The organism is uncultured Intestinibacter sp., from assembly GCF_902468165.1.
Lineage (GTDB): Bacteria > Bacillota > Clostridia > Peptostreptococcales > Peptostreptococcaceae > Intestinibacter.
Genome location: NZ_CABQXJ010000001.1, coordinates 61,358 through 82,605, shown reverse-complemented (window position 1 = coordinate 82,605; position 21,248 = coordinate 61,358). Strand labels below are relative to the sequence as shown.

The window sequence follows — 21,248 nt, the reverse complement described above, 5'->3', positions numbered from 1 at the left end:
AACCTATACCTCCTTTCTCTTAAATTTTGAAACTATAAATGTTTTTATAAATATAACAACTTGAGTACTTATTAATCCTATTGCAGTACCTATTATATGTAAATTAGGATTCTTAATAGATACAATAAGTGCCGCAGCGGTTATTGTAAGCCTTATCATATATCTAACGCCAGTATATGCTTGTGCCTTTCCTGGTGGTAGATTTACTGCTTTTTCTAATGTCAGCGCTAACAGCCTAAAGTTTAAAACAGCTATAATGCTCCCAAATATTATTCCCATAAGCATAGGAATACTAAATTGTGATATTACCATTAATAAGATAACAGCCACAACATCAAATATAGGAACTCCAGCTGTAACAGCTTTGACCTCTTTTGCTACTTTGACATCCATCTAATCACTTCCCTTTTGTGTATTTGCGAAGATATCTATATACAGAGTTAAATCCACTTGCAACTCCCAATACTAAAAATATAATTGTAAATATTGGCTTAGTATTTAGTTTGGAATCTATGAATTTTCCTACAAAGAAACATCCAAATATACAAACTAATACGATTATTCCAAGCTGACTTATCAAAGATAGCATTTCTGCTGCTATGCTAAATACACTTCTGTTTTTCATGATATAAACACACCTTTTTAATTTATTAAAATATAGCTACAATTCACATATTTACTACATAACTATGCTTTTAAATTGATAAATAAATTTAATTAAAATTATTTATTTATTTTATCATACTATTAAAATTTTTCAAATATTTTCTATGAATTTCGCTAATTTTATTCATTATTTTTCCATTTTATAGACACATTTCGCTAATGTGTCTATTTTCTATTGTGCGCAATTATGTATACAAAATATTCAGCCAATTTCCAATTTTGAAGGACCTATATTTCTATAGATCCCCCTTATTATTTTGTTCCGAATATTCTATCTCCTGCGTCACCTAATCCTGGCACTATATATCCATGATCATTTAACTTTTCATCAATTGATGCAACATATATATCTACATCATCATGATATTTTTGTACTTCTGCTATACCTTCTGGAGCTGCAACTAAATTAACTAATTTTATGTTTTTTGCTCCCCTTTCTTTTAATACGTCTATAGCAGCTATAGCAGAACCACCTGTTGCAAGCATTGGGTCTACAACTATCATTTCTCTTTCTTCTATATCTTGTGGTAATTTACAGTAGTATTCAACTGGTTTTAAAGTTTCTGGATCTCTATATAGTCCAACGTGACCTACTCTTGCAGATGGCACTAATGTTACGAATCCTTCTACCATTCCTAAACCAGCTCTTAATATAGGTACTATTCCTAATTTTTTACCTGATATAACTTTAGATTTTGTTTTTACGATAGGTGTTTCTATTTCTGTGTCTTCTAACGGTAAATTTCTTGTTACCTCATAACCCATTAACATCGATATCTCTGTTAATAACTGTCTAAAATCTTTTGATCCTGTTGTCGTCTTTCTCATAAGAGTTAACTTATGTTGTATTAATGGATGATCTGTAACTATTACTTTGCTCATCATTTACCTCCTAGATTATTGTATTTTAATTATATTTTTAGCTTGTTCTATTTCTTATAATTCCTATAAGTTTATTATTTATTATATTTCTTTTCTATGTCACCAAGTAAATCTACTCTTCTTTGGTGTCTGTCACCTTCAAATTCTGTATTTATCCATGCCTCAACTATCTCTAAAGCCAAACCTTTGCCTAATACCCTTTCACCTAAAGATAGCATATTAGCATTATTATGAGCTTTTGACATTTTTGCAGAGAATGTATCTGATACTACTGCGCATCTTATTCCTGGAACTTTATTTGCTGCTAGTGATATTCCTATCCCCGTTCCACAACATAATATTCCATAATCAACATCTTTTGCTACAACTGCCTCTGCAACTTTTTGTCCATAGATAGGATAATCTACAGATTCTTCAGCATTATTTGTACCATAATCTACACATTCTACTCCCTTAGATTCTAAATATTGCTTGATTTCTAATTTTAAATTGTAACCGCCATGGTCGCATCCTAAACCTATTTTCATTTTATAATACTCCTATATATATTTTAAAATGATTGATTATTTTTTAACTATTACATTATAATAGTACAATCATTTTTTGTAAACCACCATATATTTTTTTAGATTTCTAATTTATATTATGAATTTTTAACATTTACCTATTATAAAGTATGTATTATTTGCTCTCCCTGTTTGAATTTTTTGCTCTAATTTATTGTATTTTTTTTAACCAAATTTATAATTATTGCTTATTAATTCATTTAGGAAAACCATTCCAAGGTAATAATAACTTAAATTTATATATAATTTCAATAAAATTAAATTATTATCAAGCGTTTATAATCTTATATCCGGCAGACTTTAAAAGCCTGTTCATTATTGCACATCCTATACCCTCATTTGTAAACGATTCAGAGTATATTATATCACATTTTTCCTTATCTGCTTGTATTAATGCATCAAATAGATTTGAAGCTACATCATCTAAAGTTTCTCCTAGACATATAGTTTTTCCTATATAGCGTTTTTCGTTAGATTTTAGACATATAATACATGTTTTTAAATTTTTAGCATTATTTTCTTCTGTTAATCTATTTATTTTATCAATAACCTTCGATTGTTCACCATCTACTATGTATACATCTGCATTTGGTGAATAGTGTGTATATTTCATTCCAGGTGCCTTAGCTTTGATATTATCTTCTTTTTTTGCTAATGCTGGGTCTAATTGAACGTTTCCTAATTCTTTTTCTAGTTGTTCTTTTGTAATACTTCCTGGTCTTAAAATTGTTGGAATATCACCAGTCAAATCTAAAACTGTTGATTCTAATCCATATACACAGTCATTTCCCATTATTATACCACTCACTCTATGATTCATCTGTTCATAAACATGGACTCCTCTTGTTGGTGATGGTCTACCAGATATATTTGCTGATGGAGCTGCAATTGGAAGATTTGCTTCATTTATAAGCGCACTTGCTATTTTGTTTGAAGGCATTCTAATTGCAACTGTATCTAAACCACCACTTGTTCTTTCAGGAATTATATCCTTTTTCTTTAAGATGATAGTTATAGGTCCTGGCCAAAATTTATCCATTACAATTTCAGCTTGTTCAGGCACATCACAAACTAGATTATATATTTGTTTTTTGTCCCCAATATGTACGATTAATGGATTATCGCTCGGTCTACCTTTAGCTTCATAAATTTTGCTAACTGCATCCTCATCTAAAGCATTGGCTCCTAATCCATAAACTGTTTCTGTTGGAAATATTACCGTTTTACCAGCCTTCAAAATTTCTGCTTGTTTTTTTATTTGTTCCATGTCTATATTGTCTACGTCAATTTTACTAATCAATGTATCCATTTTATTCCACCTCTTTTAATTTAGATGCAATATACAATTATTGTTCCTATTAAAAATCCTATTATGCAAAAAAGATTTGTAGTTCTTGGCAATATTTCTTCAAGAACAACATACAACATAGTTCCTGCTGCAATTGATAAAAATACACCAATTAGGTAATTAAAGTTTCCTGCAAAATATACACCTAGAAAACTTCCAATTCCCATAGGAATTCCTGCTATAACTGTATATAGTATTATCTTACTTGTCTTCATTTTAGTTCCTGCCAGGGTAAGTGCAGTAGCAAGTCCTTCTGGAACGTTATGTATACCTATTACTAAAGCTAGTGTCCATCCTAAAGTTTCTGCTGATACAAAAGATGAACCAATAGCTAACCCTTCTGGCAAATTATGTAGTAAAATACTTATAAATATAAGGTATCCAGCTTGTTTATCTTTAGACATATGTAAATTTTCTTTTATAAGCATTGTTATAATTACACCTAATAAAGTTGCAATTACTGTTATCCAGATACCCTTTTGGTCTATTGCTTCTTTCATTAAGTCAAACACTACAACTGCTAACATTATGCCACCTGATAAACCCATAAAAAAATCTATGTACTTATCTACCTTTTTTTTAAAGATTCCAGATAAAACCCCGCCTAAACCAGTTCCTAATACGCCTGCCATTAAACCAATTAAAGTAATTTTTAAAATCATCTTTGTCCTCTCCTCAAAATTTAATTTATTTAATTATATGAGGCCAAAATATTTAAAATTAATATTTGGGAGAGTTAATATTTAGTATAAGGTTTTAGAAAGTCATTTTATTATAGTTTTTATAAAAAAGCCAAATGATATTCTTAAATCATTTGGCTCATTATACTTATTATATAGCTGACATTTTTTTAGTTTGATCTTCTGTTATAAGTGAATCTATCATTTCATCTAAGTCTCCATCTAAGAAAGAGTCTAATTTATATAATGTTAGATTTATTCTATGGTCACTTACTCTACCTTGTGGGAAGTTGTAAGTTCTTATTCTTTCAGATCTGTCACCAGTACCAACTTGGCTTCGTCTTTCAGCTGCTATATCATCATGTTGTTCAGCCAATGCTTTATCATATAATCTAGCTTTTAATACTTTCATAGCCTTTTCTTTATTTTTTAACTGTGATTTCTCATCTTGGCAAGAAACTACTTCTCCTGTTGGTATATGTGTAATTCTTACTGCTGAGTCAGTTGTATTTACACATTGTCCACCATTACCAGATGCTCTGAACACGTCTATTCTTAAGTCATTTGGATTGATTTCTACTTCTACATCTTCTACCTCTGGTAAAACTGCAACTGTTGCTGTTGAAGTATGGATTCTTCCGCCTGATTCAGTTGATGGTATTCTTTGTACTCTGTGAACTCCTGATTCGTATTTAAGTCTTGAATAAGCACCTTTCCCTTTTATCATGAAAGAAACTTCTTTATATCCACCTACTCCTGTATCACTTGCACTTAGAAGTTCTGTTTTCCATCTTCTTCTTTCTGCATATCTTGAATACATTCTGAATAAGTCTCCAGCGAATAAAGCAGCTTCATCTCCACCTGCTCCACCTCTGATTTCAACTATAACGTTCTTTTCATCATTAGGGTCTTTTGGTAATAATAATATTTTTAGTTCATCTTCTATTGGTTCTACTCTAGATTCTAAATCAGATAATTCCATTTTAGCTAATTCTCTTAATTCTTCATCAGATTCTTCTTCTAGTATTTCTTTTGATTCTTTTATATTGTCTACAACTTCTTTGTATTCTCTATATTTCATTACGATTGGCTCTAAATCAGCATGTTCTTTCATGTATTTTTGCCATGTTTTTTGATCATTGATAACTTCTATATCACTGATTTTTTCTGTAAGTTCTTTGTATTTATCTTCTAATACTTGCAGCTTATTTAACATCTTTTCACCTTCCTAATTATTATAAAATCCTATTACTACTCTTTCGAATCCTTGTAAATCGCATTTAGTATATATACCTTCAAAGCCATTTTCTTGCATAATTTGACTTACGTCTTGTGCTTGGTCATGGCCCACTTCGTATGCTAAAATTCCTTTATTTTTAAGAAAAGCCTTAGATTCCTTTGTAATTTTTCTATAAAAATCAAGTCCATCTTCTCCACCTTCTAGCGCATTATAAGGTTCGAAATCTTTTACTTGTCTATCTAATCCGTCTATATCTGCTTTTCTGATATATGGTGGATTAGATACGATTAAATCAAATTTTTCTTCTTTTGGTACATTTGAAAATACGTCTGATTTAATAAAATCTATTCGTTCATCTACATTATTAGAAATCGCATTTTTTGATGCTATCTCTAAAGCAATATCAGAAATGTCTGCTGATATTACATGTGATTTATCTAAATATTTTGCTAGGCTTATCGTGATTGCTCCTGAACCTGTACCTATATCCAAAATATTCAATCCTGTTCTATTATTGCATATATTTATTATTTCTTCCACTAATGTTTCAGTATCCGGCCTAGGAATTAATACACCTTCTTGTACAAAAAAGTCTAATCCCATAAACTCTCTATTACCTATAATATAAGCAATCGGTCTTTCATTCAATCTTTCTTTTATCATTTCTAGAAAATATTTTTCTTGTTCTTCAGTTAATTGTTTATCTAAGTACATTCTTATATACATAGAATCAACATCTCCTAAAGCCTTTTTTAGAAGCATTTCTACATCTAATCTAGGTGTATCACTTATATTTTCTAGTTCTTTAGAATATTGTATAAGTATTTCTTTAATAGTCATAAACTACCTCTTATTTTTCATTTAATGCTGCTTTAAGCGCTGCTAAAGCAACTTCTAATTGTTCGTCATCTGGTTCTTTCGTTGTTATTTTTTGCATCATCATTCCCGGATATGCAACAATTTTACTCAAAATATTATTATATTTACCAAGAAACTTGATTATTTCATAAGCTATGCCAGCTACTACTGGAATGCATACAATCCTTATTGTTACTCTTAGTAATGGATTTGGCCATCCAAAAAACGAAAACAATATAATTGATGTAAACATAACTATAAATAAAAAGTTAGTTCCACATCTAGGATGCAATCTGCCGAATTTTCGTGCATTCTCTACAGTTAACTCTAAGTCATTTTCATAACAATAAATTGATTTGTGTTCCGCTCCATGATATTGAAATAACCTTTTGATATCGGAATTTAAAGAGACTAACGCCATATATAGTATTAATATTGCAATTCTAATTGCGCCTTCAATTAAATTAAGTAGTATATGGTTATTTATTATTCTTGCAAATAATCCCCCTAGAAAAGTAGGTATTAACACAAAAATTCCAATAGAAAGTAATATTGATATTATTAAAGATACTGCAATAATTGCATCATTAGCTTTATCTTTAAATACCTTTTTAAGAAATTTATCTATAGCATCTTCCTCTTCTTCATCATCTAAGAAGAAAGATGATGAGAAGTTTAAACTATTCATTCCGCTGATCATTGTATCTATTAAGATAAAACCTCCTCTTAAGAATGGGATTTTATCTATTTTTTTATCTTTTACCCAGCTTTTGATTCTTTCTTTTTTTACTTCTATTTCCCCATCAGATTTTCTAACTGCAATGGCCCTATAATCTTGTGATTGCATCATCACACCTTCTATTACAGCCTGGCCTCCAACTTTCACTAATTTGTCTTTATTCATAATTCTCTCCTTAACCTAAGATTAAGTTAACATATTAATTTTACACAACTACTATTATATCAAATTTATAATATTAAAAAAGGGCATGTTAGAAAATAAAAAATCTTTTATTTTGTACATCCCTTGTGCTTATTAGAATTATCTTAAAATAAATTTCCTATGCATAATAAAATAGAGGTTGGAAAAACCAACCCCTGTTTTTTATGAATATTATTCCATGTTGAATCTTTTTTTGAATTTGTCGATTCTTCCACCTTTTTCTATATTCTTTTGTTTTCCAGTATAGAAAGGATGGCATTCAGAACAAATCTCAACTCTTATTTCGTCCTTAGTTGAACCAGCCATGAAAGTATTTCCACAAGCACAACGTACTTCTACTTCATTGTATTTTGGTTGTATATCTTTTTGCATCATTGTCACCTCTTTTTTCTTTTATATTTTAAAATTAATTATACTAATTTTTTTACTTCTTCAATATCAACTATCACATTATATCATATGTTTTTGAAGGGTTCAAGCATTTTTCATACTCTTTACTTTTTATTATTAGTTATTTTACTTTTTATTTCCAATTTTATTTATTACAAAATTTGTTAAATTCCATTTATATTATTTATAAACTCTTCATTAGTTTTTGTTCTTTTTAATGCCTCTAATATATTATCTGTTACTTCTAAGATAGAACTGTTACTCATTTCTTTTCTTAATTTCCATAAAGCAGCCTTTTCTTTGTCTGATAATAATAAATCTTCTCTTCTTGTTCCAGATTTATAAATATCAACTGCAGGGAATATTCTCTTTTCAGCTAATTTTCTGTCTAGATTTAATTCCATATTACCTGTTCCTTTGAATTCCTCAAATATAACATCATCCATTCTTGAACCAGTTTCAACTAGTGCAGTTGCAAGGATTGTAAGTGAGCCACCTTGTCTTATATTTCTAGCTGCACCAAAGAATTTTTTAGGTCCATGTAATGCTCCTGGATCTAAACCTCCAGATAAAGTTCTTCCTGTTGGTGAAATAGTTAAGTTATACGCCCTAGCTAATCTAGTTATACTGTCTAATAAGATAACTACATCTTTTCCATGTTCAACAAGTCTTTGAGCTCTATTTAAAACCATTTCAGCTACCTTTACATGGTGGCTTGATACTTGGTCAAATGTTGAATATATAACATCTGCATTGATAGACTCTTTCATATCTGTAACTTCTTCAGGTCTTTCATCAATTAATAGTACTATTAATTCTACATCTGGATAATTTTTAACTATACTGTTTGCGACACTTTTTAAAAGAATTGTTTTACCTGCTTTTGGGGGTGCAACAATTAATCCTCTTTGTCCTTTTCCTATTGGTGATATTAAATCGATTAATCTTGTAGATATTTCATTTGGTTGTTTCTCTAAAGTTAATCTTTCTTGTGGGTATATAGGAGTTAATGTTTCAAAGGCTTTTCTTTGTATTGCTGTTTCAGGGTCTTCATCATTTATTTTTTGAACAAATAAAAGTGCTCTAAATTTTTCACCTGTTTTTGGATGTCTTGTTATACCTCTTATTTTATCCCCTGTTTTCATATTGAATCTTCTTATTTGGGATGGTGATACATATACATCGTTTTCTGTTGATAAATAATTTGAACCTCTTAAGAAACCAAATCCATCTGGTAATATTTCTAATACACCTACTACTTCATCTTCTTTAGAAGTATTAAACTCATTAATTATTTTAGATTCTTCTACTACTTTTGGTGTATAATTTCCCTTTATATTGTTACTTTTTTGAATTTTTAAATCATTATTAGAAAGCTTATTCTCATTATTATTTAACTGTTTATTATCATTTTTTTGAAATTTATTATAATTTCTTTGTGTATTTATATTTTGTTGAGTATTATTCTTATTATTGTAATTTCTATTATCGTATTTATTATTTTTATTATTTTCAGATTTAAATGCTGGTTGTTTTGTATTTTCTAAATTTGCACTATTATAATCATCTATTTGAGTATTTTTCTCTTCCTTTTTCACATTGTATTTTTTAGCCGTATCTTCAATGTTTTGTACTTTTTTATTATTTTGTTTTAATTCGTCCGAGTCACTATTGCTTGATTTGTTAGCATTTTCATTTATTTTATCAATCAGTTCAGCTTTTTTATACTTAGTAACTGATTTGATATTTAGCTCTTTAGCTATTTCTCTTAATTGAGCTAGTGTTTGATTATTTAAATCATTTAGATTGATATTTTCTGTATTCAAAAAACTAGACCTCCTTGCTCTCAATTTTTAATAGTTTCATTGGAAATAAACGGCATGAAAAAGAGAAGTTGTTTTTACTATAAGTTCGAACATAATAACAACTTAATAATAGCATTATTTTTGTATTATGGTCAATAAATAAAATAAAATACATATTTATAGCCTTTATTTTACATTTTAATTCATTAGTAACTTTTATCTTATAATTATTTATAAATTAAAAATAATCTATCGTAGTATAAATACAATAGATTATTTTATATATCTTTATTCTCTTATTCCATATTATATTTTTTCATTAAATCCACTAATATTTCATTTTTATCTAGATTATGTATAGCATTAACAAATCTTATAGTTCCTGTTTTTCCTCTCATAACTACAGATTCTGTTTTTGCCTTATTTCCGCCCATATTAACAACACCTTTTAATAAGTTTCCTTCTGTTATTCCTGTAGCAGCGAAGAATAAGTCATCACCTTTTGCTAAATCATCTATTGTTAATATCTTTTCGATATCTTCATCTGAATATCCCATCTCATGACATCTTTCTCTTTCTTGATCACTTAATGGATATATTTGAGCTTGCATATCTCCACCCATGCATTTTATTGCTGCTGCTGTTATTACGCCTTCTGGTCCTCCACCGATTCCCATAAGCATGTCAACTCCTGTTTCTTCAAAACAAGTTGCTATACCAGCTGCTATATCTCCAGCATCAAACATTCTTATTTTACATCCTAATTTTCTTGCAACTTCAAATATATAATTATGTCTTTCTCTATCTTGAGCCATAATTGTCATTTGAGTAGTTTTCTTTCCTAATGCTTTTGAAACATTTATTATATTTTCTTCCACACTTTTATTTAAATCTATAGCACCTTTTGCTTTTGGTCCTACAACTATTTTTTTCATATATGTATCGGGTGCATTTAATAGAGAACCTTTTTTCCCCATAGCTATTACCGCTATTGCATTTGGAAGGCCTTTCGCTATTAATTCAGTACCGTCAAGAGGGTCAACTGCTATATCGACTTCCATAGCTCCATCTTCTTGACTACCTACTTTTTCACCTATATATAACATTGGGGCTTCATCAATTTCCCCTTCCCCAATTACAACTTCACCTTTAATTTTTACTGATTCAAAGGCTCTTCTCATAGCTTCTACTGCAGCTCCATCAGCTCCATTTTTATCTCCTCTTCCCATAAATTGTGATGAAACTAATGCTGCAGCCTCTGTAACTCTTACAAGCTCTAACGCTAAATTTCTATCCATAATTCTCTCCTTTTTATAATTTTAATTTATATCATTCTAATTAATTTAAATTATATGTATTTTTTTAACTTTTTTATTTATTATTACCACTAATATTATACCTTATATTCATTTAATGTCTACTATTTAATTCCAATAAACATAATTTTATTAATATATTCAAAATCATAGATAATTAAAATCAAAAAAAAAATGTAGGAAAACAAATAAAAATTTATCTTCCTACATTTTTTTATAAATACCATGAAATAACACTTATTAACGTAGTTAAACTAGTTACAAGTAATACTACAGCTATTCCAATAGCTAGAATTTTGTTCATCTTAGCTTGTCTACTTTTAGCCAACTTTATTCCCTCTTTCTATTTTTCAGTATTGTCATCTTCAGAAGTTAATTCTGCAGATAATGCTACTTCTTTCTCAACAGTTCTTTCACTACATACTTTTTTTAAGTATTCCATAAATGGACCTTGAAGTTCTGGTTTCTTTAAAGCAAAGTCAACTGTTGCCTCTAAAAATCCTAATTTATCTCCAACGTCGTATCTTCTTCCTTCAAATTCATATGCATACATTGCTTCTTTTTTAGATAAAGTTTTTAATGCATCTGTTAATTGAACTTCTCCACCTTTTCCTGGTTTTTGATTTTCAAGAATCTCAAAGATTTCAGGTGTTATTATATATCTTCCTAATATGGCGATATTCGAAGGTTGTTTGCCTGGTTCTGGTTTTTCCACTAGATCCTTAACTTTGTAAACACTATCTTCTATATATTTAGCATTTATTATTCCATATTTATTAGCATCTTCTGGTGCAACAGATTGAACACCTAATATAGTTGTTCTGTATTCTTCATATGCTGACATTAATTGTTTTAGGCAAGGTACATCATTATCAACAATATCATCACCTAACATAACAGCAAATGGTTCATCTCCTATAAAGCTTCTTGCACAATAAATTGCATCACCTAATCCTTTAGGTTCTTTTTGTCTTATATAGTATATATTAACCATTTTTGTTATATTTCTTACAATTTCTAATAATTCAGTTTTTCCTTTTTGCTCTAATTCTAATTCTAGTTCAACTGATTTATCAAAATGATCTTCTATAGATTTTTTATTTTTTCCTGTAATTATAAGAATTTCTTCTATTCCCGATTCAACAGCTTCTTCTATTATATATTGTAATGTTGGTTTATCCACTATTGGTAACATTTCTTTTGGTTGAGCCTTTGTTGCTGGTAAAAATCTAGTACCCAATCCTGCAGCTGGTATAACAGCTTTTCTTATTTTCTTTTGCATATAAATCCTCCCTCCAAAATGCATTGTTATACAAAAATATATCCTAAATTAATTATTAAATAAACTATCATATTTACATATTATTCTACATTATTAATATATTTTTGTCACTTTAATTATTAGTTAACTTCTCTAGCTCAACTAATAATTTATTGAATTTATCTATGCTTACTTGGATGGATTTATCATTTGTTAAATCAACACCGCCACTTTTTAATAAATTAAGTGGTTTATCTGAACCACCTTTTTTTAGGAAGTTTAGGTAGTCTTCTGGCCCATCATTTAATATGTCTTGCGCAAAACTTATTGCACTGCTACATCCTGTAGCATATTTATAAACATAAAAACTATTATAAAAATGTGGTATTCTAGCCCAACCTATCATTGCGAGTGGGTCTACTTCAAAGTCATTTCCATAATATTTTTTTAATAAATGTGACCATAAATCATTTAATACTAATGTATTTACATTTTCGTTATTTTCTAACATAGCATGCACATCTCGTTCAAACTCCGCATACATAGTTTGTGTGTAAAGAGTATCTTTGATAAAGTCCATATATTGAGTTATATAGTACGCTTTTTGTTTATCATTGCCTGCATTTTTTATTAAAAATTCATATAGTAATGCTTCGTTTGTAGTTGATGCAACTTCATGTGTAAATATTGATGGTTGTGCATTATAATATTCTTGATTTTTTTGACTTAAGTAGCCATAAACACCATGACCTAACTCATGGACTAATGTAGATACAGAGTCTAATGAGTTATCGTAATTAAGCAATATATATGGATGATTGTTATATACAGATAGACAGTATCCGCCCCCTACTTTATCTTCGCTGGAATATACATCTATCCATCTTTCATTAAAAGCTTTATATGCTATATCTTCATATTCTTCTCCTAATGGTTCAAGCGCAGCATAAACTAAAGGAATTGCCTTATCATAAGATATATAGTTCTCTTCTTCTTCAACAATTGGCACAAACATATCATAATAATGTACTTTATCGATATTTAATATTTTCTTTCTTAATGAGATATACTTGTGTAATGATTCACTGTTTTTATTTACTGTATCTATTAAGTTATCATAGATTTTGGGATCTACTTCATCACTATCTAAATACATCTCTAAACTTGAATTATATTTTCTAATATCTGAATAAAAAATATTAGTGTTCGCCTGTCCTATTAATAATCCTGATAGTGTGTTTATATTGTCATTATATATTACAAATTCATTTGTAAATGCTGTCTTTCTTGTTTCTCTATCTGATGATTTAATTTTAGATGAATACTCTGATGGAGTATCTCCACTATCCTTATCCATATTACTGAATAAGTCGTATATATCTGAAGGAAGTGAAAGTATATTTCCCATTTTGTTTAATATACTTTCTGATTTTTCATCTAAATAATGTTGTTTACTTTTTCGAATTTCTTGTAGATACATTTTAAACTTTTTTTCTACTTTTTTACTTTTCGTATATTCCTTATAAGTAGAATCAGGTAATTTAAGTATTTCTAATTCTAATTCTGCACATATTCTGCTGTATTTTGAGTCAACCTTGCTAACTTTATTTATCATGTCTAAATACTTATAAGAATTTTTATTTATATCTTTGCTTAATTTAGCATAAGCATATAATTTTTCTAATCTTATATCTAGTTTTTCTTTAATTTTAAGTGCTGATACAAAATGAGTTTTTGATTTAGTCACTTTGCCTACGTAATTCTCCAATTCATTTATATCTTTATTAAATTTGGATAATTCTTTTTCCCATGCTTCATCTGATTTAAATAGTGATTGTAGATTCCATGTCACATATTTATAATTTCCATGTGATTCTTCATCACCAACTTCATTTCTATTATAAGTAGGAGAAAATACACTACTATATTCGTTATTATTTAAATACCTTATCTTATTATTAGTGCGTGATGATGATACATTATTAACTTCCTTTTCGTTATAATTATTTATTCCATAAAAAATACCGCCTGTAAAAACAGTTATAAATACTATTATTCCTATTATATTTAACTTTTTGCCCATAAAAAGTCATCCTTTCTTATTATTACTTAATATTAGGATGACTTTTTTTTATTTTATTATTCAATTTTTATAAGTTTTATACAGTTTATAATCAAGTTATCCACAATCTTATCAACATATCAACAAACCTTTTCCTTGTTCATATTTGGCTTATTTAGTCCGCTTTATATTTAGTTATATATTGTATAATTGTGAATATTTTTCATATTTATCAACACTTTTCATCTATTTATTAACAGTTACCTATAAGTTGTACACATTTTTTGTAGATAACTGGAGTTTAAATTCATCTTTTTCAATTTTATCAATACTCCTAATCGATTACGTATCGAATTTATTTTATCTTATTTACTTTTGTGACCATAACTGTCATGTCATCTTCAATTTTATCAAGTTGTAATTCTAAAGCCCTATCCACTATCTTATCTATCATTTCTTTTGGATCATAAGTATTTAATTTTTTCAGGAAGTAAATTAACCAGTTTTCACCGATATCATTATTTTTACCTGCGTCTATAATCCCATCAGAAACCATGATAATGTAATCTCCATCGTTTAGTTTATAATTATGTCTATCTAGTTTAATATCAGATAAAATTCCAACAGGTAGTGATGATGATGATATAAAATCTATATCATTATTTGCTCTTTTGATATATGTTGAACAAGCACCCATTTTAACAGTCTCTAATTTGCCCTGTTTCAAATCTATAATGCCTAAATCTAATGTTGAAAAAATCTCATCTGAATTGCTAAGTAAAAGCATATTATTAATTGTCTTAATTACAATTTCATTATCAATTCTCGCTTCAATCATTTTCTCTAGTATATCGATAGTCGTCGAAGATTCATCATAGGCTCTTTTCCCTTTTCCCATGCCATCACATATGGCCATCATATATTGCCCATTATCAATCTCCATATATGTATAATTGTCTCCGCACAATACGTGTCCGTCTCTAGATAATGAAACTGCTTGGGTTGTAGCAGTGTACTTCTCCGCTTTAGTAAGAACTATTTTACAAGTATCTTTGTATATATTACAACCATACTTTTGGGCCGATAACTGTTCTCCTAAATAATCTGATATTATTTTTATCAACTTTTCATCGCATAACCCCCCATTTGCACATGTATTTTTATCAATTGTGATTTTAAATTCATCTTTTCCTTTTGTTAAATAGTTAATCTTATTAACTATGATATTATGTCTTTCTAATTCTTCTAGTATGTTTTTTTCTTTGACTAAATCTAGCATAGCACTATTTTCGATATCCTCAGATAATCCCTTTATTGATTTGGAGATATTTCTTATTTGGTCCGCTATTAGCTTTCTACCCTCTTCAAACTTCATGCTCCAATCATAATTTAGAGCAAATAATTTATAATAATAATTAGCTATTTTCATAATTTGCTCTGGATTCATACAAGATCTTCTAAATTCTTCTGGTATCGCCTCTGTACTTAACTGACCTTCTTCTAAATTCTGAATCATATCGTATATAAGTGTATATGTTTTATTAAATCTCACCTCCCAACATACTTTTTTCATACTACAAGAAGTACACTCATCTGCATAAATCATGTCAATTAACTCTGCCATGTCATTTTGATTTATGATTTCATCTTTTTGTCTTATTTTTTCAAATGTGTTTGCAAGCTCATTATAAGCTCTTTGCATATTTTCTAATTTGCTATTTGTTAAATTTTTAGTTCTCATTATATAATTGTTCACTGATTGGGATGTATTTATATTTATTTTTATAGCCGATTCAACTCTTGAAAATAGTGATTTTGGAAGAACTGATACAATCAAGGCTCCTATCAATATATCCCTTATTGAATTTATATTTGATTCTATTCCAGAAGTATATGCAAATATAATTATCCAGCTCAACACATACCCCAGAATACATAAATATCTATTTACTTTATTAAATGCGCCACCGATTAATCCTGCAAATGCATATATTCCCATATATATTGCTGATACTGCATTATTGATTATAAAAGCTAGTCCAACTATTACTCCGCAAGATGAACCTACACTTGCTCCTCCTACAACGGCTGATATCAATATAAACACTGTTGCTAAAACTGCTCTAAGCGAAATCCCCAATATAGCAGTTTGTCCTACTCCCATTATGCTGAAAGTAGCTAATAAACTAATAGATATTACTTCTTCTGTTTTTATCGCCATTTTATTTTGATTTGATATTAAGAATTTTACACCATATGCAAATATAAAAGATGATGTAAATACGATCATTGTTTCTATTCCTACAATTATAAAACTATATAATCCTGGTTTAGTGATGCATGTACATATTATTGATGCTGGTAATATTACGAACACACCTACTAAACTTAATTTAATTATTGCTGTAATTTCTTTAATTTTTTTACTAAAAATCAATATTAAAGTTAAGCATACAGCATATTTAATTATTATCGTCATTTCGTTAAATGATAGTAAGGTTCCAGCTAGGGTTGCAATATAAACTGGTATACGATATTTGTCTACTTTACATATATATAAGAAAAAAGCTAATCCTAATGGAGCAATTCCATCAATTAAGATTGATCTGCTTAATAAAAATCCAATTATCATGAAAATGAAAGTCTTTGAATCAAACATTTTCGAGAGTTTTAAGTTGTTGGTACTCAACCTCTTATTTTTAATGGTCATTGTTCTATCCATAAAAAATCTCCTCCTTTGTTTACATAAAATTGTAGCAAAGAAGGAGAAATTAATTTGTCATTTTCAGTACATAGAATCAAAAAACTTTAAGACATCTTTTTTGCTATTTGACACATTAAGCCTTCCAAATTATCGTATTCACTTACAATTATTTCGTTTAATTCAAGCTTTTCCATTATTATATCCAAAATTACTACACCAGCTGTTATAATATCTGCTCTTTTTGGTTGTAGCCCTTTTAGTCTCTTTTTATCCTCTAGTGTCATATTTTTTAGCATTTGTAGAATTTCGTCTAATTCTTTTTTGTATATTTTACTATTATGCACCTTTTCCATAGAATAGACTTCTAATTGTTGGTTCATTGCTGATACAGATGTCACTGTGCCACCTATCCCAACTAATTTTTTTATATTTTTGCTTTTTATATTATTAATAGTATCTTCTATTGTGTCCTCGATAAATGAGATAGTTTGTTTTAATCCCTCATCACTAACTATCTCATGTTTTAAAAACTTTTCTGTTAATCTAAGTGCACCTATATTTTCACTTTTGCAGAAATTAACGCCATTTTTATCTCCAACGATAAACTCAGTTGAGCCACCACCTATATCGATAACTAATATTTCTTCAAGTTCGTCCTTTTCAACGCCTTCTAACACTCCTAAAAATCCTAAGTTAGACTCTCTATCTCCTGTGATTACTTCAACATCTACCCCAGCTTCTTCTTTAGCTAATGCTATAAATTCATCAGAATTTTTGCTATCTCTTAATGCTGATGTCCCCATGCAACAAACATATTCGCATCCTTCTTCATCACATATAGCCTTAAACTCTTTTAAAGCTTGTATATTCCTATCAATCGCCTCTTTTGATATATAACCATTATTGTCTACACCTTGACCTATTCTAGTAGTGTTTACATATTTTTTTCTATTTATTATTTTTCCATCTTGATAATCAGCAGTTAATAATCTCATAGAATTTGTGCCTATATCTATTGTTCCTATTTTCATCTTATCCTCCTAACTATATAATTACCTTTAATTATATTTTCCTTGATAATTATTTCATAAAAATCAATTTGTTTATTTATATAGTTTTTATTATAAAACAAAAAAGGCAACCCAAAAAGAGTCACCATTTGCTTATTTTAATATTAAATTATTTTTCTAAATATATTATCTCGTTTTGTTTTACCATTCCTAGTTGATTTCGTGCTAAATCTTCTAATTCTGCATCATTCTTATAAGCTTTACTATTTTTAACGCTTTTTAGTTGTTTTTCTGTATCATCTAGTTCATATTTTAGTGTAGTTATTTGTTCTTTATAGTCTCTTATGTTCTGCAATTGAACTATAACTCCTATTATTAGAGAAAAAATTATAAAAAATGCAAACATACATATCAACATATATTGACCCGAAAACTTTTTTCTTAAGTTCATACTACACACCCTTTTTCATCTTCTTTTTTACCAAAGTTTTTTTAGATATATTCTTCTTTATTGTAAAAATGATGTTTGGTATGTAAAATATGATATCAAATAAAAAATGGATTGTATAGACTATAACGTAATACAAATTCTCCAATATTGCGACTAAAGTCAATATTATTTTCTTTATTAATGACTTTATGAAATTTATAACCATATTATTAAACTTAAGTATAAACTTGCTTATAGTGTTGTAATATAAAACAAATCCAACAACTAGTGCTACAAAATGATAATATCTCAGTTGAAACTTACTGATTGTATTAACAACAATAAAAATTATAGCTGTTATAATCAGCCAAAACAGTATATCAAATATAAAAGATAACTTTTTAATAAATTTAAAGTTATTTTTTAATGACCTGTTAATATCAAATAATATTCCTATTACTATTCCACCGTAAATAGTTGCATAAAATACATTTAAATCTTGTATAAAGTAATTCATCTATTTAAATACCTTTTTGAAAAAACTTTCTTCCGGATTTTTAGATTTAGAATATACGATGGAGTTTATAGTACCTTGAACACTTATTATATTTTCTTCAAGATTTAACTTATTCATATCTAAGCCCTCTCCATCTATAACCATCTTACCCTCACAAGTCTGTATCTCTACTCTTTTGTCGCTAAAGGAATATATATGTTCCACTCCGGATATTAACAAATCTGATCTACCTTTTAAACTTATACTATGTTCCACTTTATCACCTCAAATTTATTTATATATTAATATAAATATACTGAGGATTTTTTAATATTATTCTACTATTTCATACATTTCCTTTGCATCAGCTTTTAAAACGTGCTCTTTTATCTCACTTATTTTAAACTTCATTTTTTTCTCACCAAAAGTTATTTCTAATACATCCCCTATTTTAACTTCCGAAGATGATTTTGCAACTTTACCGTTTATTGTAACGATTCCTTTATCACATGCATCTTTTGCTACGGTTCTACGTTTAATAATTCTTGAAACTTTTAAGTATTTATCTAATCTCATGAAACTTCCTCCTTAATTGTATGTAAAAATATTTGGTATTTATAAGTATCTAAAATTACTATAAAAAGGCAAAAAAGAACTAAGCATTATAATTACTTAGTTCTTTTTATCTTAAAAATATTATTCATCTCTTGCAAAGTAATTATTTAAAATTACTATACTATATTATTAATGTTTAGATTTTAAATACCTAAATTTATATTATGCTTCGTTTATTGCTTCTTTAAGAGATTTTCCAGCTTTGAATACTGGAGCTTTTGAAGCTGGTATATCTATTTCTTGTTGTGGGTTTCTTGGGTTTCTACCTTTTCTTGCAGCTCTTTCTCTAGTTTCGAAAGTCCCAAATCCAACTAATTGAACTTTATCTCCTGATACTAATGCTTCTTGGATTGATTCCATTAAAGCGTTTAATGCCATTTCAGCTTCTTTCTTTGTTAATTCACTTTTTTCTGCCATTCTTGATACTAATTCAGCTTTATTCACAATATTTACCTCCTAAATTGTTTCTCATATAAAACTTATTAATTCTTAGTTCTATACGTACTAGAAATTTCCTTCTAAAATTTATTGAAATTTAGCCTTTTCCCAAAGTTCGTCCATTTCTTCTAGTGTCATATCTTCCAGTCTTTTGTTTAATTTTATAGCACCCTGCTCTACAAAGTCAAATCTTTTGATAAATTTGTCATTTGTAAGGTTAAGCGCCTCCTCTGGATCTACCTTTAAAAATCTCGCTAAATTTACTATTGAAAATAATAAGTCTCCCAACTCTTCCTTTATGTATTTTATATTCCCAGATTTACATTCGTCAAGTAGTTCTTTATATTCTTCCTTAACTTTTTTGTGGACATCTTCGATATCGTCCCAATCAAATCCAACTAAAGCCGCCTTTTTTTGAATTTTTTGGGCTTTCATTAAAGCTGGTAAATACGCAGGAATTCTTTCCAATCCTTCTGTAACAGTTGTTTCACCTTTTTCTTCTCGTTTAAGGTCTTCCCATGTTTTATCAAACTCATTCATATCAATTTCTTGATTTTTAAAAACATGCGGATGTCTATGTATTAATTTCTTACATATTGCACTTGTAACGTCTCCTAAGTTGAAGTATCCATCTTCTTCCCCTATCTGACAGTGGAATATTACTTGTAATAATACATCTCCTAGCTCTTCTATAAGTTCGTCTATATCGTCGTTGTCTATTGCTTGATTTACTTCGTAAGCTTCTTCAATTAAAGATTTTTTTAATGTTTCATGAGTTTGTTTTCTATCCCACTCACATCCCTCAGGACTTCTTAAAACTTTCATAACTGATTGTAAATCATAAACAGTATTATACATTTTTGTTGCAGACTTAGGTATGTATAAACTTGTTAAGTAGTTAAATAAATCTCTATGTCTGTCAATTTCGTATAATTTAACTAAAACCTTTTGTTCTTGACCTTTGATTCCAGCTCCATTTACGATATATACTTCTTGTTCGTCGTCATAGTAATCCATAAGTTTAATCTTTACGTTTGATGCAATAAACTCATCATATACCTGTGTGATAATTGTATTAGTTCTTGGATCAATAGGCGAATTTTCAAGTTCAAAAGCATCTATTAATCTAAATCCATCTGCTGGGTCTACTGCTAAATAGTTGAACATAGCGTCTACAAAGCTCATAGAGGCTACTACATCTACTTCTATGTTGTTTTGTTTAGCTAAATCTTCTATTATTCCTACAGTCTTTTCTGCGACCCTTGGATGTCCAGGAACTGCATACACTAAATCTCCTTTTTTAGATTCTTCTATTATGAATTCTGATATGTGAAAATATACATTTTCAAAGTTTTCTTCTTTTTCATAGAAGTAATCTAAACTTGTATAGTTTATTTGTTGTTTTAATTGATCCACAGTTGGATGCTTTTCTGTTCTCAGAAAAATTCTATCAGATGATTGTAATAATTCTAAGGCCCCTTGGCTTATTAAAGAATAATCTCCAGGTCCTAAACCTACAATTGATATTTTACCCATTT

The 21,248-nt window shown here is 28.7% G+C and carries 22 protein-coding genes; all 22 read right to left on the bottom strand.

Annotated elements, in window-relative coordinates:
* Positions 1-3: 3 nt before the first annotated feature.
* The 22 genes from RDX53_RS00335 to mazG all read right to left on the bottom strand — a co-directional run bounded on the left by RDX53_RS00335 (position 4) and on the right by mazG (position 21,246).
* Positions 4-393 (bottom strand): ATP synthase subunit I, encoded by a 390-nt coding sequence (locus RDX53_RS00335; protein WP_195931155.1) that lies wholly within the window; start codon positions 391-393, stop codon positions 4-6.
* Positions 394-397: 4 nt separating this feature from the next.
* Positions 398-625 carry an AtpZ/AtpI family protein gene (locus RDX53_RS00330; RefSeq protein WP_295676491.1) on the bottom strand — a complete coding sequence of 76 codons (228 nt, stop codon included), beginning with the start codon at positions 623-625 and terminating at the stop codon, positions 398-400.
* 293 nt (positions 626-918) lie between these two features.
* Positions 919-1,548 carry a uracil phosphoribosyltransferase gene (upp, locus tag RDX53_RS00325; protein ID WP_195931157.1) on the bottom strand — a complete coding sequence of 210 codons (630 nt, stop codon included), beginning with the start codon at positions 1,546-1,548 and terminating at the stop codon, positions 919-921.
* A gap of 74 nt (positions 1,549-1,622) precedes the next feature.
* Positions 1,623-2,075 (bottom strand): ribose 5-phosphate isomerase B, encoded by a 453-nt coding sequence (gene rpiB, locus RDX53_RS00320; protein WP_295574763.1) that lies wholly within the window; start codon positions 2,073-2,075, stop codon positions 1,623-1,625.
* 307 nt (positions 2,076-2,382) lie between these two features.
* Positions 2,383-3,423 carry an L-threonylcarbamoyladenylate synthase gene (locus RDX53_RS00315; protein ID WP_307993453.1) on the bottom strand — a complete coding sequence of 347 codons (1,041 nt, stop codon included), beginning with the start codon at positions 3,421-3,423 and terminating at the stop codon, positions 2,383-2,385.
* Between the two features lie 20 nt (positions 3,424-3,443).
* Positions 3,444-4,124 (bottom strand): ZIP family metal transporter, encoded by a 681-nt coding sequence (locus RDX53_RS00310; protein WP_295676488.1) that lies wholly within the window; start codon positions 4,122-4,124, stop codon positions 3,444-3,446.
* A 169-nt stretch (positions 4,125-4,293) separates the two neighbouring features.
* Positions 4,294-5,358: a peptide chain release factor 1 gene (prfA, locus tag RDX53_RS00305; RefSeq protein WP_195930122.1), complete on the bottom strand. Its 1,065-nt coding sequence runs from the start codon at positions 5,356-5,358 to the stop codon at positions 4,294-4,296.
* Positions 5,359-5,370: 12 nt separating this feature from the next.
* Positions 5,371-6,222, bottom strand: coding sequence for a peptide chain release factor N(5)-glutamine methyltransferase (gene prmC / locus RDX53_RS00300; protein ID WP_195930121.1), 852 nt, complete (start codon positions 6,220-6,222; stop codon positions 5,371-5,373).
* A 10-nt stretch (positions 6,223-6,232) separates the two neighbouring features.
* A complete protein-coding gene (locus RDX53_RS00295) occupies positions 6,233-7,144 on the bottom strand; it encodes a DUF1385 domain-containing protein (RefSeq protein ID WP_307993452.1) in 912 nt (303 codons plus the stop codon).
* Positions 7,145-7,354: 210 nt separating this feature from the next.
* The gene (rpmE, locus tag RDX53_RS00290) at positions 7,355-7,555 is read right to left on the bottom strand and encodes a 50S ribosomal protein L31 (protein WP_039906460.1); all 201 of its coding nucleotides are present in this window, start codon (positions 7,553-7,555) and stop codon (positions 7,355-7,357) included.
* Between the two features lie 182 nt (positions 7,556-7,737).
* Positions 7,738-9,399: a transcription termination factor Rho gene (gene rho, locus RDX53_RS00285; RefSeq protein ID WP_195930119.1), complete on the bottom strand. Its 1,662-nt coding sequence runs from the start codon at positions 9,397-9,399 to the stop codon at positions 7,738-7,740.
* A 275-nt stretch (positions 9,400-9,674) separates the two neighbouring features.
* Positions 9,675-10,676 (bottom strand): class II fructose-bisphosphatase, encoded by a 1,002-nt coding sequence (glpX, locus tag RDX53_RS00280; protein ID WP_295574752.1) that lies wholly within the window; start codon positions 10,674-10,676, stop codon positions 9,675-9,677.
* Positions 10,677-11,037: 361 nt separating this feature from the next.
* Positions 11,038-11,976, bottom strand: a complete 939-nt coding sequence (gene galU, locus RDX53_RS00275) for a UTP--glucose-1-phosphate uridylyltransferase GalU (RefSeq protein WP_195931356.1) — start codon at positions 11,974-11,976, stop codon at positions 11,038-11,040.
* 112 nt (positions 11,977-12,088) lie between these two features.
* Positions 12,089-14,038 (bottom strand): oligoendopeptidase F, encoded by a 1,950-nt coding sequence (gene pepF / locus RDX53_RS00270; protein WP_307993451.1) that lies wholly within the window; start codon positions 14,036-14,038, stop codon positions 12,089-12,091.
* A gap of 334 nt (positions 14,039-14,372) precedes the next feature.
* Positions 14,373-16,739 (bottom strand): stage II sporulation protein E, encoded by a 2,367-nt coding sequence (spoIIE, locus tag RDX53_RS00265; RefSeq protein WP_307993450.1) that lies wholly within the window; start codon positions 16,737-16,739, stop codon positions 14,373-14,375.
* An 86-nt stretch (positions 16,740-16,825) separates the two neighbouring features.
* The gene (locus RDX53_RS00260) at positions 16,826-17,752 is read right to left on the bottom strand and encodes a Ppx/GppA phosphatase family protein (protein WP_307993449.1); all 927 of its coding nucleotides are present in this window, start codon (positions 17,750-17,752) and stop codon (positions 16,826-16,828) included.
* Positions 17,753-17,900: 148 nt separating this feature from the next.
* On the bottom strand, positions 17,901-18,182 hold the full coding sequence (locus RDX53_RS00255; protein ID WP_195931359.1) for a septum formation initiator family protein: 282 nt from the start codon (positions 18,180-18,182) through the stop codon (positions 17,901-17,903).
* Between the two features lies 1 nt (position 18,183).
* Positions 18,184-18,678 carry a spore cortex biosynthesis protein YabQ gene (yabQ, locus tag RDX53_RS14095; RefSeq protein ID WP_195931360.1) on the bottom strand — a complete coding sequence of 165 codons (495 nt, stop codon included), beginning with the start codon at positions 18,676-18,678 and terminating at the stop codon, positions 18,184-18,186.
* Positions 18,679-18,933, bottom strand: coding sequence for a YabP/YqfC family sporulation protein (locus RDX53_RS00245; RefSeq protein WP_295574743.1), 255 nt, complete (start codon positions 18,931-18,933; stop codon positions 18,679-18,681).
* Between the two features lie 57 nt (positions 18,934-18,990).
* Positions 18,991-19,233, bottom strand: coding sequence for an RNA-binding S4 domain-containing protein (locus tag RDX53_RS00240; RefSeq protein ID WP_039906471.1), 243 nt, complete (start codon positions 19,231-19,233; stop codon positions 18,991-18,993).
* 201 nt (positions 19,234-19,434) lie between these two features.
* Entirely contained in the window at positions 19,435-19,716 is a 282-nt protein-coding gene (locus RDX53_RS00235; RefSeq protein ID WP_007287615.1) for an HU family DNA-binding protein, read from the bottom strand.
* An 81-nt stretch (positions 19,717-19,797) separates the two neighbouring features.
* Entirely contained in the window at positions 19,798-21,246 is a 1,449-nt protein-coding gene (mazG, locus tag RDX53_RS00230) for a nucleoside triphosphate pyrophosphohydrolase (protein ID WP_195931677.1), read from the bottom strand.
* Positions 21,247-21,248 lie beyond the last annotated feature (2 nt).

Coding starts and splice junctions, on each gene's coding strand:
- RDX53_RS00335 (WP_195931155.1), bottom strand. CDS start 393: ATGGATGTCAAAGTAGCAAAAGAGGTCAAAGCTGTTACAGCTGGAGTT.
- RDX53_RS00330 (WP_295676491.1), bottom strand. CDS start 625: ATGAAAAACAGAAGTGTATTTAGCATAGCAGCAGAAATGCTATCTTTG.
- upp (WP_195931157.1), bottom strand. CDS start 1,548: ATGAGCAAAGTAATAGTTACAGATCATCCATTAATACAACATAAGTTA.
- rpiB (WP_295574763.1), bottom strand. CDS start 2,075: ATGAAAATAGGTTTAGGATGCGACCATGGCGGTTACAATTTAAAATTA.
- RDX53_RS00315 (WP_307993453.1), bottom strand. CDS start 3,423: ATGGATACATTGATTAGTAAAATTGACGTAGACAATATAGACATGGAA.
- RDX53_RS00310 (WP_295676488.1), bottom strand. CDS start 4,124: ATGATTTTAAAAATTACTTTAATTGGTTTAATGGCAGGCGTATTAGGA.
- prfA (WP_195930122.1), bottom strand. CDS start 5,358: ATGTTAAATAAGCTGCAAGTATTAGAAGATAAATACAAAGAACTTACA.
- prmC (WP_195930121.1), bottom strand. CDS start 6,222: ATGACTATTAAAGAAATACTTATACAATATTCTAAAGAACTAGAAAAT.
- RDX53_RS00295 (WP_307993452.1), bottom strand. CDS start 7,144: ATGAATAAAGACAAATTAGTGAAAGTTGGAGGCCAGGCTGTAATAGAA.
- rpmE (WP_039906460.1), bottom strand. CDS start 7,555: ATGCAAAAAGATATACAACCAAAATACAATGAAGTAGAAGTACGTTGT.
- glpX (WP_295574752.1), bottom strand. CDS start 10,676: ATGGATAGAAATTTAGCGTTAGAGCTTGTAAGAGTTACAGAGGCTGCA.
- galU (WP_195931356.1), bottom strand. CDS start 11,976: ATGCAAAAGAAAATAAGAAAAGCTGTTATACCAGCTGCAGGATTGGGT.
- pepF (WP_307993451.1), bottom strand. CDS start 14,038: ATGGGCAAAAAGTTAAATATAATAGGAATAATAGTATTTATAACTGTT.
- spoIIE (WP_307993450.1), bottom strand. CDS start 16,739: ATGGATAGAACAATGACCATTAAAAATAAGAGGTTGAGTACCAACAAC.
- RDX53_RS00260 (WP_307993449.1), bottom strand. CDS start 17,752: ATGAAAATAGGAACAATAGATATAGGCACAAATTCTATGAGATTATTA.
- RDX53_RS00255 (WP_195931359.1), bottom strand. CDS start 18,182: ATGAACTTAAGAAAAAAGTTTTCGGGTCAATATATGTTGATATGTATG.
- yabQ (WP_195931360.1), bottom strand. CDS start 18,678: ATGAATTACTTTATACAAGATTTAAATGTATTTTATGCAACTATTTAC.
- RDX53_RS00240 (WP_039906471.1), bottom strand. CDS start 19,233: ATGAGATTAGATAAATACTTAAAAGTTTCAAGAATTATTAAACGTAGA.
- mazG (WP_195931677.1), bottom strand. CDS start 21,246: ATGGGTAAAATATCAATTGTAGGTTTAGGACCTGGAGATTATTCTTTA.